Annotated in this window: 7 protein-coding genes and 1 tRNA gene; 6 read left to right on the top strand and 2 right to left on the bottom strand. The window is 68.5% G+C overall.

The genetic code is table 11. The annotated features are described in order from the left end of the window. Positions 1-155 precede the first annotated feature (155 nt). The 4 genes from gltB (at position 156) to pyk (ending at position 9323) form a co-directional block, all read left to right on the top strand. Positions 156-4679 carry a glutamate synthase large subunit gene (gltB, locus tag FB475_RS33660; RefSeq protein ID WP_141862085.1) on the top strand — a complete coding sequence of 1508 codons (4524 nt, stop codon included), beginning with the start codon at positions 156-158 and terminating at the stop codon, positions 4677-4679. Next, positions 4679-6145 (top strand): glutamate synthase subunit beta, encoded by a 1467-nt coding sequence (locus tag FB475_RS33655; protein ID WP_141862083.1) that lies wholly within the window; start codon positions 4679-4681, stop codon positions 6143-6145. Before gltB ends, FB475_RS33655 begins: the two co-directional genes overlap by 1 nt. Before the next feature lie 91 nt (positions 6146-6236). Beyond that, positions 6237-7772 carry a metallophosphoesterase family protein gene (locus FB475_RS33650; protein ID WP_141862080.1) on the top strand — a complete coding sequence of 512 codons (1536 nt, stop codon included), beginning with the start codon at positions 6237-6239 and terminating at the stop codon, positions 7770-7772. A 99-nt stretch (positions 7773-7871) separates the two neighbouring features. Next, a complete protein-coding gene (gene pyk, locus FB475_RS33645) occupies positions 7872-9323 on the top strand; it encodes a pyruvate kinase (protein ID WP_141862078.1) in 1452 nt (483 codons plus the stop codon). 146 nt (positions 9324-9469) lie between these two features. On the opposite strand, the gene FB475_RS33640 is transcribed toward pyk, so the two are convergent. Beyond that, a complete protein-coding gene (locus FB475_RS33640) occupies positions 9470-10219 on the bottom strand; it encodes a transcriptional regulator (protein WP_141862076.1) in 750 nt (249 codons plus the stop codon). Positions 10220-10255: 36 nt separating this feature from the next. Next, a tRNA-Leu gene (locus FB475_RS33635) sits at positions 10256-10330 on the bottom strand. Between the two features lie 89 nt (positions 10331-10419). Here FB475_RS33635 and FB475_RS33630 point away from each other — a divergent pair. Together FB475_RS33630 and FB475_RS33625 are read left to right on the top strand one after the other, a co-directional pair. Continuing rightward, positions 10420-11190: a transcriptional regulator gene (locus FB475_RS33630; RefSeq protein ID WP_141862074.1), complete on the top strand. Its 771-nt coding sequence runs from the start codon at positions 10420-10422 to the stop codon at positions 11188-11190. Between the two features lie 15 nt (positions 11191-11205). After that, positions 11206-11793 carry an ANTAR domain-containing response regulator gene (locus FB475_RS33625; protein ID WP_141862072.1) on the top strand — a complete coding sequence of 196 codons (588 nt, stop codon included), beginning with the start codon at positions 11206-11208 and terminating at the stop codon, positions 11791-11793. Positions 11794-12096: the final 303 nt, after the last annotated feature.

Genomic DNA, 12096 nt, shown 5'->3' with positions numbered 1-12096 from the left:
AGTGAGCGCTTGCTTACTGAGGGTCATCAAGGCGTTGCGCGGTGGACAAAAGGTCCAACGGGCGGGCGTCATGAGGTAGTCTCGGGACACCCGGCTTGGGCCAGTGTTGTCCCGCGGCCAGTTGTATTTGACCGTAGGACGACGGGAGCTCCTGGATGTATGGTCGCCCCCCATTCCCGAGCGAGGGTCTCTACGACGGACGGCACGAGCACGATGCTTGTGGTGTTGCCTTCGTCGCGACCCTGACCGGTGAACCGAGCCACGACATCGTGGCCAAGGCCTTGACCGCCCTGCGGAACCTCGAACACCGAGGTGCGTCCGGTGCCGAACCCGACTCCGGCGACGGTGCCGGCATCCTGATCCAGGTACCGGACGCGTACTACCGCAAGGTGTGCGAGTTCGAGCTGCCCGCACCGCACAGCTACGCCACCGGTATCGCGTTCCTCCCGGCCGAGGCCGACGACGCGGCGAAGGCGGTCGCCCGGATCGAGGAGCTCGCCGCCGAGGAGCAGCTGGACGTCGTCGGCTGGCGGGACATCCCGACCACGCCGGACCTGCTCGGTGCCACCGCGCGATCGGTGATGCCGACGTTCAAGCAGCTGTTCGTGACCGCGAAGGCGGGCCGCGTACTCGGCCTGGCACTGGAGCGGATGGCCTTCCGGCTGCGCAAGCGCGCCGAGAAGGAAACCACGACGTACTTCCCGTCGTTGTCCGGCCGGACCATCACCTACAAGGGGATGCTGACCACCGACCAGCTCGACAAGTTCTTCCCCGAGCTGACCGACCCGGACCTGGCGTCCGCGATCGGTGTCGTGCACAGCCGGTTCTCGACGAACACGTTCCCGTCCTGGCCGCTGGCCCACCCGTACCGGTACATCGCCCACAACGGTGAGATCAACACCGTCCAGGGCAACCGGAACTGGATGCGCGCCCGCGAGGCGCTGCTCGCCAGCGACCTGATCCCCGGCGACCTCGAGCAGCTCTACCCGATCTGTACGCCGGGAGCCTCCGACTCCGCGTCCTTCGACGAGGTGCTGGAACTGCTGCACCTCGGTGGCCGCTCGCTGCCGCACGCGATGCTGATGATGATCCCGGAGGCGTGGGAGAACGCCACCACGATGGACCCGAAGCGGCGCGCGTTCTACGAGTTCCACTCGACGCTGATGGAGCCGTGGGACGGCCCGGCGTCGGTGGTCTTCTCCGACGGTACGAAGGTCGGCGCGGTCCTGGACCGCAACGGCCTGCGCCCCTCGCGGTACTGGGTGACCGACGACGGCCTCGTCGTCCTCGCGTCGGAAGCCGGCGTGCTGGACATCGACCCGGCAACGGTGACCGAGAAGGGCCGGCTCGAGCCCGGCCGGATCTTCCTGGTCGACGTCGACGCGCACCGGATCATCACCGACGCCGAGGTGAAGAACGCGCTCGCGAACGAGCACCCGTACGACGAATGGCTGCACGCCGGCCTGATCCGGTTCGAGGACCTGCACGAGCGCGAGCACGTCGTGCACAGCCACGCGTCGGTGACGCGGCGCCAGCAGGTCTTCGGGTACACCGAGGAAGAGCTGCGCGTCATCCTCACCCCGATGGCGAAGACCGCGGCCGAGCCGATCGGCTCGATGGGTACCGACACCCCGATCGCGGTGCTGAGCGACCGGCCGCGGCTGCTGTTCGACTACTTCGCGCAGCTCTTCGCCCAGGTCACGAACCCGCCGCTGGACGCGATCCGCGAGGAGCTGGTGACCTCGCTGTCGTCCAGCCTCGGGCCGGAGTCCAACCTGCTCAACCCGAGCCCGGCGTCCTGCCGGCAGGTGGTGATCCCGTTCCCGGTGATCACCAATGACGAGCTGGCCAAGCTGCGGCACATCAACCTCGACGGCGACATGCCCGGCCTGGCCACCACGGTGCTCCGCGGCGTGTACGACGTGGAGGGCGGCGGCGAGGCGCTGAAGGCGCGGCTGGACGAGCTGTGCGCCGAGGCGAGCGCCGCGATCACCGACGGCGCCCGGATCCTGGTGCTGTCCGACCGGCACTCCAACGCCGACAGCGCGCCGATCCCGTCGCTGCTACTGACCTCGGCGATCCACCACCACCTGGTCCGGGAGAAGACCCGGACCCAGGTCGGCCTGGTCGTCGAGGCCGGTGACGTCCGCGAGGTGCATCACGTCGCGCTCCTGATGGGGTACGGCGCGGCCGCGATCAACCCGTACCTGGCGCTGGAGTCCGTCGAGGACCTGTGCCGCCAGGGCACGTACCTGCCCGGTATCGAGCCCGAGCAGGCGATCCGCAACGTGGTGAAGTCGCTCGGCAAGGGCGTCCTCAAGGTGATGTCGAAGATGGGTGTGTCGACCGTCGCGTCGTACACGGGCGCCCAGATCTTCGAGGCGAACGGCCTGGCGCCGGAGCTCGTCGACCGGTACTTCACCGGTACGTCGTCCAAGCTCGGCGGCATCGGCCTGGACACGATCGCCGAGGAGGTACGCCGCCGGCACCTGCGCGCGTACCCGGCCGACGGGATCCTGCCCGCGCACCGCAAGCTCGAGATCGGTGGCGAGTACCAGTGGCGCCGCGAGGGCGAGCCGCACCTGTTCGACCCGGACACGGTGTTCCGGCTGCAGCACAGCACCCGCACCGGGCGGTACGACATCTTCAAGCAGTACACGTCCCGCGTCGACGAGCAGTCCGAGCGGCTGATGACGCTGCGTGGGCTGTTCGGGTTCAAGTCCGACCGGCAGCCGATCCCGATCGACGAGGTCGAGCCGGTCAGCGCGATCGTGAAGCGGTTCTCCACCGGGGCGATGAGCTACGGCTCGATCAGCGCCGAGGCGCACACCACGCTCGCGATCGCGATGAACCAGCTCGGTGGCAAGTCGAACACCGGCGAGGGCGGCGAGGACGCCGACCGGCTGTACGACCCGGCCCGGCGGAGCTCGATCAAGCAGGTCGCGTCCGGGCGCTTCGGCGTCACCGCGGAGTACCTGACGAACTCCGACGACATCCAGATCAAGATGGCGCAGGGCGCGAAGCCCGGCGAGGGCGGGCAGCTGCCCGGCCCGAAGGTGTACCCGTGGGTGGCCAGCACCCGGCACTCGACGCCCGGCGTTGGCCTGATCTCGCCACCGCCGCACCACGACATCTACTCGATCGAGGACCTGGCGCAGCTGATCCACGACCTGAAGAACGCGAACCCGCAGGCACGGATCCACGTGAAGCTGGTCTCCGAGGTCGGCGTCGGCACGATCGCCGCGGGTGTCTCCAAGGCACACGCGGACGTCGTACTGATCTCCGGCCACGACGGTGGTACCGGTGCGGCGCCGCTGACCTCGCTGAAGCACGCGGGGGGCCCGTGGGAGCTCGGCCTGGCCGAGACCCAGCAGACCCTGCTGCTGAACGGGTTGCGCGACCGGATCGTGGTCCAGACCGACGGTCAGCTGAAGACCGGCCGGGACGTGATCGTCGCGGCGCTGCTCGGCGCCGAGGAGTACGGTTTCGCGACCGCTCCGCTGGTCGTGTCGGGCTGCATCATGATGCGGGTCTGCCACCTGGACACCTGCCCGGTCGGCGTGGCCACCCAGAACCCGGTGCTCCGCGAGCGGTTCTCCGGCAAGCCCGAGTTCGTCGTGAACTTCTTCGAGTTCATCGCCGAGGAGGTCCGCGAGTACCTGGCCGAGCTCGGTTTCCGCACCCTGGACGAGGCGATCGGCCACGCCGAGGTGCTGGACATCCAGCGCGCGGTCGACCACTGGAAGGCCGACGGGCTGGACCTGTCGCCGATCCTGCACGTGCCGGCGCTGCCCGAGGGGGCCTCGCTGCACCAGACGGTCGAGCAGAACCACGGTCTCGACAAGGCGCTCGACAACGAGCTGATCCGGATCTGTCAGCCGGCGCTGGAAAGCGGCGAGCCGGTCCGGGCGCAGGTCGCGATCCGGAACGTGAACCGGACCGTCGGGACCATGCTCGGCCACGAGATCACCAAGCGGTACAAGGCAGCCGGTCTGCCCGACGGCACGATCGACCTGACCTTCACCGGGTCGGCCGGCAACTCGTTCGCCGCCTTCGTGCCGCGCGGGGTCACGCTGCGGCTCGAGGGTGACGCCAACGACTACGTCGGCAAGGGTCTGTCCGGTGGCCGGGTGGTGATCCGGCCGGACCGCCGGGCCCGGTTCGACGCCGCCGACCAGATCATCGCCGGCAACGTGATCGCGTACGGCGCGACGTCCGGCGAGCTGTTCATCAGCGGCGGCGCGGGCCAGCGGTTCTGCGTCCGGAACTCCGGGGCCACCGCGGTCGTCGAAGCGGTCGGCGACCACGCCTGCGAGTACATGACCGGTGGGCGCGTCGTCGTCCTCGGCGCCGTCGGCCGGAACTTCGCGGCGGGCATGTCGGGCGGCGTGGCCCACGTGCTCGACCTGGACCCGGCGCTGGTGAACGCGGAGCTGGTGGACCTGCACCCGCTGACCACCGACGAGTCCGAACTGCTGCACGACCTGGTCCGCAGGCATTTCGAGGAGACCGGTTCGGAACGGGCGGCCAAGCTGCTCGCCGACTGGCCCGCGGCCGCGGCCCGGTTCACCACGGTGATGCCCCGCGACTACGCCCGGGTGCTGGCGGCCAAGGCGGCCGCCGAGCGCGACGGCCTGGACGAGGACGCCACCACGCGAGCGATGATGGAGGCCATCTGATGGCTGACCCGAAGGGATTCCTGACCACCGGCCGCGAGGTCGCCGACCGGCGGCCGGTCGGCGAGCGGGTCCAGGACTGGAAAGAGGTCTACCCCGGCGGGCCGGGCAAGGCGCTGCTGCCGATCATCGGCAAGCAGGCCGGTCGCTGTATGGACTGCGGTATCCCGTTCTGCCACAACGGCTGCCCGCTGGGCAACCTGATCCCGGAGTGGAACGACCTGGTCTGGCGCGACGACTGGTCGAGCGCGATCGAGCGGCTGCACGCGACCAACAACTTCCCGGAGTTCACCGGGCGGCTGTGCCCGGCGCCGTGCGAGACCGCCTGCGTGCTCGGCATCAACCAGGACCCGGTGACGATCAAGAACGTCGAGGTCGCGATCATCGACAAGGCCTGGGAGACCGGCGACGTCAAGCCGCAGCCGCCCGAATGGCTGACCGGTAAGACGATCGCGGTCGTCGGGTCCGGTCCGGCCGGCCTGGCCGCGGCGCAGCAGCTGACCCGCGCGGGGCACACCGTCGCGGTGTACGAGCGCGCCGACGCCCCGGGCGGCCTGCTGCGGTACGGCATTCCCGAGTTCAAGATGGAGAAGCTGCAGGTCGACCGGCGGATCCAGCAGATGAAGGACGAGGGGACCGTCTTCCGCTCCGGCGTCAACGTCGGCGTGGACGTCACCGGTACGCAGCTCAAGCAGCGCTACGACGCGGTCGTGATCGCGACCGGCGCCACCGCGGCGCGCGACCTGCCGGTACCGGGCCGCGAGTACGGTGGGATCCACCAGGCGATGGAGTACCTGCCGCAGGCGAACCGGGTCGCGCTCGGCCAGACCGTCGAGAACCAGATCGTTGCTACCGGCAAGGACGTGGTGATCATCGGCGGCGGCGACACCGGTGCCGACTGCCTCGGTACGGCGCACCGCCAGGGGGCCCGCTCGGTCACCCAGCTGGAGATCATGCCGCGGCCGTCGGACGAGCGCCCGGCCGGGCAGCCGTGGCCGACGTACCCGATGATCTACCGGGTCGCCTCCGCGCACGAGGAGGGCGGCGAGCGGGTGTACGCCGTCTCCACGGTGAACTTCGAGGCCGATGCCGACGGCAACGTGTCGGCACTGAACCTGGTCGAGGTGAAGTTTGCCGACGGCAAGTTCGCGCCGGTCGAAGGGACCGAGCGGACCATCCCGGCGCAGCTGGTGCTGCTGGCGATGGGCTTCCTCGGCCCGGAGCGCGAGGGCTTCCTCGAGCAGCTCGGTGTCGAGCTCGACGAGCGCGGAAACGTCAAGCGGGACAAGCAGTACCAGACCTCGGTCGACGGCGTGTTCGCCTGCGGTGACGCCGGTCGCGGCCAGTCGCTGATCGTCTGGGCGATCGCCGAGGGCCGGTCCTGCGCCGGCGGCGTCGACGCGCACCTGACCGGTTCGTCCACGCTGCCGACGCCGATCCCGCCGACCGCACGGCCGCTCGCGGTCTGAGCACCAGAGCCCCACTTCGGGCCTCCGGCGCGGTTCGCCGGGACCGGGGTGGGGCTTCTCGGTAGGGTTGGGACCTGTGGTCAGGCGGCTGGTGACGAAAGCACGGCTCAGGGCGGTTGCGCCGTGGGCCGCGTTGAGCCTGCTCTTCGCGGTCACCTCCGTCGTGGCCGGGCTGCTGGTGTTCACGAACGACTCCGAACGGATCACGATCGGCGCGCACGCGGCGACCGTGTCGCCGACGTTCGACGGGCATGCGACGCTCGACCTCGGCGCGGTTCTGCCCCGGTTGCGGATGGCGAGCAACGATCCGTTCGGACTCGGCGTCAACATCGACGTCCAGGAGACCAACGCCAGCAACCTGACCGATCTGATCAACCGCGACGCGTTGATCGCCGCCCAGCCCGAAGGTGAGATCGCGCGGATCCGGCAGGCCGTCCAGGAGATGGCCGTCGACGACGCGCTGGCCGGTGCCGGTACCGGTCTGCTGATGGTCGTCGTGGTCGCGACGCTGTGGGCGGTGGTCGGCGCACGGCGGCGACGCGAGTTGTGGCACCTCGTCCACCGGCACGAGCGGCGGGTCGAGCACCGTGCGATCGTCGTCCTGGTCGCGATGCTGATCACGATCGCCTCGATCTTCGGGCCGGGGCGGATCCGCGGGGTGGAGGCGCCGCCGACGCAGTGGACTCCGCTCGCAACGCTCCTGCCTCAGCTCGACCTGGACAAGCAACTCCAAGGCGTCGAGGTGGCGTCAGGCTTCTCCACCACCGGTGGTGTCGGGGTGATCAAGACCGCGGTCGACACGTACCAGCGGTCGACCCGGTTCTACGGTCAGCTCAAGGACAAGGTCGGGGACGTCGCGACGCAGATCCACCAGCCCGGCAAGGACGAGAAGGTCGCGATCCAGGTCAACGACCGGCACGACAACATCGGGATGGACCCGTTCGCGGCCGAGGTGGCCAAGGTGGCCGGTGCGAAGCTGCTGATCGACGCCGGTGACGACACCTCGTCCGGGCAGGAGTGGGAGCTGTTCAGCATCAACTCGCTGCGCCAGCACTTCAAGGACTTCAAGGTGGTCGCGGTGGCCGGCAACCACGACGCCGGCGGGCACGTCGAGGCGGCGTACCGCAAGAGCGGCTTCACCGTGCTGGACAGCAAGCCGGTCGAGGTCGACGGCATCCGGTTCCTCGGCGACAGCGATCCGACCAAGACCGGGCTCGGCAGCGCGGACCAGCCGGGCGACGAGACCGTCGACCACCAGTCCAAGCGGCTCGCCGATGTCGCCTGCGCGCAGCCCGAGGACAAGCGGATCTCGACGTTCGTCGTCCACGACCCGTCGTCGTTCGCCGACACCGCCGCCCGCGGGTGCGCGACGCTGCTGCTGTCCGGGCACCTGCACCGGCAGGTCGGGCCGGAGACGAAGGTCGTCGACGGCAAGCCGGTGACGACGTACACGAACGGCACGACCGGGGGAGCGGCGTACGCGTTCGCCCTCGGGTACACGCTCCGCCGGCCGGGTGAGGTCACGCTGATCACGTACCTGAAAGGCGAGCCGGTCGGCCTGCAGACGGTCACCGCGGAGCTCACCGGCGAGGTCACCGTCGGGGCCTACACCCCGTTGTCTTCTTGACGATTCAGGCTCCGGCCGAGGAGTTCCCCGGTTGTTAACTGTCCAGTAAGGGGGGCGGACCAGCGGGCCCAGTGGTTTGCAGGAGTAGGGTTTTGTGACGTGCGTCGCGCAAAGATCGTTTGTACGCTCGGCCCGGCTACGGCCGCCCCGGAGCGCATCATGGAACTCGTCCAAGCCGGTATGGACGTCGCCAGGCTCAACCTGAGCCACGGCGCCCACGCCGAGCATGAGCGCATCTACCAGCGGATCCGTACCGCCGCTGCGGAGGCCGGGAGCAACGTCGGCATCCTCGTCGACCTCCAGGGCCCGAAGATCCGGCTCGCGGAGTTCGCCGAGGGGAAGGCGACGCTGACCTACGGCGAGCGCTTCACCATCACCACCCGGGAGGTGCCCGGCGACCAGACCATCTGCGGAACGACGTACGACGGTCTGCCCGGCGACGTGAACCCCGGTGACCAGCTGCTGATCGACGACGGCCGGATCGCGCTGGTCGCCGAAGAGGTCACCGAGACCGACGTGGTCTGCCGGGTCACCGTCGGCGGGCCGGTGTCGAACCACAAGGGCATCAACCTGCCGGGCGTGTCCGTGAGCGTGCCGGCGCTGTCGGAGAAGGACGCCGAGGACCTTCGCTGGGCGCTGCACCTGCCGGCCGACATGATCGCGCTGTCGTTCGTCCGGGACGCCGCGGACATCCAGCTCGTGCACAAGATCATGGACGAGGAGGGGCTGCGGCTCCCGGTCGTCGCGAAGATCGAGAAGCCGCAGGCGGTCGCCAACCTGGACGAGATCATCGAGGCGTTCGACGGGTTCATGGTGGCCCGTGGTGACCTCGGTGTGGAGCTCCCGCTCGAGGAGGTCCCGCTGGTCCAGAAGCTGATCATCGACCAGGCCCGGCTGAACGCGAAGCCGGTGATCGTCGCCACCCAGATGCTGGAGTCGATGATCTCCGCACCGCGGCCGACCCGGGCCGAGGCCTCCGACGTCGCGAACGCCGTCCTCGACGGCGCCGACGCGGTGATGCTGTCCGGTGAGACCAGCGTCGGGCGGTTCCCGATCGAGACCGTCAAGACGATGGCCCGGATCGTGGAGTCCACCGAGGAGCACGGCCTCAGCCGGGTCCAGGAGATCGAGTGGGAGCCGAAGACCAAGGGCGGTGTGATCGCCCGCGCGGCCGCCGACGTGGCCGAGCGGCTGGACGCGAAGTACCTGATCGCGTTCACCCAGTCCGGTGACACCGCACTCCGCCTGGCCCGCTACCGCACCGAGGTCCCGCTGCTGGCGTTCACCCCGGTGCCGTCGGTCAGCTCCTGGCTGAGCGTCGTGTGGGGCATCACCACCCACATCGTCCCGACGGTCGAGCACACCGACGAAATGGTCCGCCAGGTGGACCAGCGCCTGCTGGAACTGGGCATCGTGGAAAAGGGCGACCTGGTAGTCATCGTCGCCGGCTCCCCACCCAGCATCCCCGGCTCCACCAACGCCCTCCGAGTCCACCGCATGGGCGACGCCATAGACGGCACAGCCCCCGCCTACCGCAGCCCCAACCCCTAACAACCGCCCGCCTCACCCACATCCAAAGCAAAAGACAGCTTGAGAGAAGTGGCTGGCTTGGGTGACCGGGCGCGGGTTGGTGGGGGAGAGCGGCGCAGAGGCTTCGGAGGGCTGGCTTGGGTGGGGTCGCGTGGCCCGGTAACGGGCTAGTCCTTCGGGCCGATGAAGGCGTCCATGCGTTCGACGGCTTCTCGGCGTGCTACGGAGAGGGCGTTGGGGCGGGGCATTCGCCAGGGGATGTTGAGCAGGTCCAGGGTCCGTCGGCAGAGGTGCATGATGTCTTGGGACTCGTTGGAGAACATGTAGCGCGGGTATTCGTAGCGCTTCGGTTCGCCTGCGACGGTTCTTGTGGTCCAGTTGGCGACGCGGCAGCCGTCGGAGTTGAAGAGGCCGCGGAGGAACGGTTCGGGGTGGTCGGCAACGATCGTCTGTTGCCAGTCGGCGAGGGTGATCGTACGACGGTGCTTCGGCCCCGGACCGTGCTGCGGGAACAGACACGGCCAGTGTTTCCAGTACGAGACGACTGCCGTGTAGCCGACCGCCTGGACACGATGCACCGGGCGGCTCGGATGAACCGCCCGTACGGCGTCGGCCGCCTCGTCGATCAGCCGCGGATAGCTGTCGTCACACGCGATCCGCAGCGCGTAGACGTCGCGCCGATGCCGCGACAGACAACCGTCCCCGAGATACAGCCCGAGCAGCTGCGCATACGACGACGCGTCGAGCGACCCGGTTCCACACCGCGGACATTCGCTCGGGCGCACGCGACGATCCCCGTTGTCCCGCCACTCACGAAGCGCCGCCCGGCTGATCCCGAGCCGCTTGCTGATCGAGTTCAGACTCTCGCCGGAACCGATCGCCGCGAGTGCGACCGCCCGCGTCCGCTCGTCGTACATACAGCGAGTTTCGCGAGCGCCGCCGACAGTTTTCTGTGCCCTGGGTGGGACTCGAACCCACACTGTGCGGGTTTTGAATCCGCTCCCTCTGCCAAATTGGGGTACCAGGGCTGGCTTTTCGAGAAGCCTAGCGCACACAGACGATGCGACGTAAATCCGGCGCGGCCAGAAACTGTCGGTGGCCTGTCCGAGCATGAGGCATGGGGCACATCAGACCGCAGGAGACAGTCGACTCCGCGTTGCGGATGTCGGACAACGGCGTTGCTGACAAGACGAACGCCGAGATCCATGGGGTTGCCGTCAAGACGATTCGGCGGTGGCGGCGGTTGTATCAGCGGCGCGGGTTGCCGCGAGGGACCGCGTTCCAAGGGACGCCGTGTCCGCGATGTGACGGGGCCGAGTTGGACGAGGCGGCGTACGCGTTGCTCCTCGGGTGGTACCTGGGCGATGGTTCCATCGCGAAGGCGCGGCGGGGTGTGTTCACGTTGCAGATCGTCAACGACCAGAAGTACCCCGATCTCAACCGCGAGATCTTCGAGACCATCAAGTTGGTGAAGCCGACGGCGAGCCCATGCCCTCGGAAGGGGCCGGGCACGATCCGGACAGAGGCACGGTGGAAGCACTGGCCCTGTCTGTTTCCACAGCACGGGCCGGGGATGAAGCATCTGCGGAAGATCGAGCTGACCGACTGGCAGCGGGAGATTGTTGCCAAGTACCCCGAACAGCTGTTGCGGGGGTTGTTCCACTCCGACGGGTGCCGGTTCGTGAACTGGGCGAGCAAGGCTGATGGGAAGCGGTACTACTACGTGCGCTACATGTTCTCGAACGAGTCTGTGGACATTCGGAAGATACTGACGGACACGCTGGATCAGTTGGGGATTGCTTGGCGGCAGCCTCGGTTGAATGCGATCGCCGTGAGTCGGAAGGAGGGGGTGGCGGCGTTGGATGGGTTTGTGGGGCCGAAGTCGTGAGGGTGGGTCGATAAGGTGTCGGGTGTGACTGCTAAGCGTGTGGTGATCGCTGAGGACGAGGCTCTGATTCGGATGGATCTGGCTGAGATGCTCGCGGAAGAGGGGTATGACGTCGTCGGGCAGGCGGGGGACGGCGAGGAGGCTATCCGGCTGGCGATCGAGCAGCGGCCGGATCTGGTGATTCTCGACGTGAAGATGCCGAAGCTGGACGGGCTGAGTGCGGCGGAGAAGATCGCGGGGGAGCGGATCGCGCCGGTGCTGATGCTGACGGCGTTCTCGCAGCGCGAGCTGGTCGAGCGGGCCCGGGACGCGGGGGCGATGGCCTACCTGGTGAAGCCGTTCTCCAAGGCCGACCTGCTGCCGGCGATCGAGATCGCCGCGTCCCGGTACGTCGAGCTCGCCGAGCTGGAGCGGGAGGTCGCGGACCTGGCCGAGCGGTTGGAGACCCGCAAGCTGGTGGACCGGGCGAAGTCGATCCTGCAGACGAAGTTCGGGCTGTCCGAGCCGGACTCGTTCCGGTGGATCCAGAAGACCGCGATGGACAAGCGTGTGTCGATGCGCCAGGTGGCCGAACTGGTCGTGAACGAGGCCGGCGACGCCTGACCGGGCGCGCGGCCCTGCCTCCGATCGGCGGTCTTCGCAGGTCGTACCGGCGTGTCGTGACGGTGTGCTGAATGTACTGGCGGCTTCGTGACGAATCGTGACAGTCACCACGGTTGACAGGCAGCAAATCTCACGCAGACAGACCGTGAGCTGACAGTACGTTACTGACACAGTTGAGGGGTCAGCATCCAGGTGATCGGACGATACTTACCGGGGTAACGACCTCACAACACAGCCGGTGCGCTGTTCGCTTGGGGGCATCGCCGGGTCTAACCTGCGGGTGCTCGCGGCAAATGCGCGAGA

Source organism: Kribbella jejuensis, assembly GCF_006715085.1.
Lineage (GTDB): Bacteria > Actinomycetota > Actinomycetes > Propionibacteriales > Kribbellaceae > Kribbella > Kribbella jejuensis.
Note: the sequence above shows the minus strand (reverse complement) of the source record. Positions and strands in the feature narration are given on the sequence as shown.

Coding starts and splice junctions, on each gene's coding strand:
- gltB (WP_141862085.1), top strand. CDS start 156: ATGTATGGTCGCCCCCCATTCCCGAGCGAGGGTCTCTACGACGGACGG.
- FB475_RS33655 (WP_141862083.1), top strand. CDS start 4,679: ATGGCTGACCCGAAGGGATTCCTGACCACCGGCCGCGAGGTCGCCGAC.
- FB475_RS33640 (WP_141862076.1), bottom strand. CDS start 10,219: ATGTACGACGAGCGGACGCGGGCGGTCGCACTCGCGGCGATCGGTTCC.
- FB475_RS33630 (WP_141862074.1), top strand. CDS start 10,420: ATGGGGCACATCAGACCGCAGGAGACAGTCGACTCCGCGTTGCGGATG.